Annotated in this window: 1 protein-coding gene; it reads left to right on the forward strand. The window is 60.4% G+C overall.

Annotated features, from left to right (window positions below; translation table 11 throughout):
* Positions 1-1,052: ISNCY family transposase (locus QQJ84_RS19315; RefSeq protein ID WP_284259959.1), on the forward strand; the 1,052-nt coding region annotated here is incomplete at both ends.

The raw sequence follows: 1,052 nt of genomic DNA on the forward strand, positions 1-1,052 counted from the left end.
AGGGAAACGGGACGCCAGGGCCTACCGGCGGAATCGGTTTTGCGGTGTGCGGTGCTCAAGCAATATCGGCAGCTGAGTTATGAAGAACTCGCCTTCCATCTCGAGGACTCTTCTTCGTTCCGTGCATTTGCGCGATTGCCGCTGTCATTGTGCCCAAAGAAGTCAGTGCTGCAAAAGACGATCAGCCGGATCCGGGCGGAGACCTGGGAACAGATCAATCGGGCGTTGCTGACCGACGCCGAACACGAAAAGATCGAGCGCGGCACTATCGTGCGGGTCGACAGCACGGTGTGCGAGGCGCTGATGCACGCCCCCAGCGACAGCTCGCTACTGTGGGATTCCGTTCGGGTTCTGACGCGGTTGCTGAAAGAATCTGTCACTCTCCCGGGCGGTGTCGCGGTCATGTGGCGCAACCATCAGCGGTTGGCCAAGAAACGGGCGCTGGCGATCAGGTACAGCCGGGGCAAGGACAAGAAAGCCCGGCTGTACAAGGATCTGATCGCCGCCACCCAAGCCACGATCGCATCGGTTCGGCGGGTTGAGCTGCAGCTCGACAACAGCATCGAGGGCGCAGCCTGGTGTTGCGAAGTCGCGCATTATCTGGGGTTGATCGAGCGGGTCATCGACCAGACCCAGCGACGCGTCTTCGCCGGCAAGGCGGTGCCCGCAACCGAAAAACTGGTCAGCCTGTTCGAGCCGCATGCCGACATCATCGTCAAGAGCCGTCGCGACGTACAATATGGGCACAAGCTCAACCTCGCCACCGGCAAGAGCGGCATGATCCTCGATATCGTCGTCGAGGACGGCAATCCGGCTGATTCAGCATGCTTCCTGCCCATGCTCGAACGCCATGTTGCGCTCTATGAGGAGGCGCCACGCCAGTCGGCGGCTGACGGTGGCTATGCCAGCCGCGATAATCTCAAAAAGGCCAAGGCGATCGGCGTGAGTGATGTCGCCTTCCACAAGAAATGCGGTCTCGAAATCGAGGACATGACCAAGAGCAAATGGGTGTATCGCAAGCTGCGTAACTTCCGCGCTGGCATCGAGGCCGG

Source organism: Acidocella aquatica (assembly GCF_030160635.1).
GTDB lineage: Bacteria > Pseudomonadota > Alphaproteobacteria > Acetobacterales > Acetobacteraceae > Acidocella > Acidocella aquatica.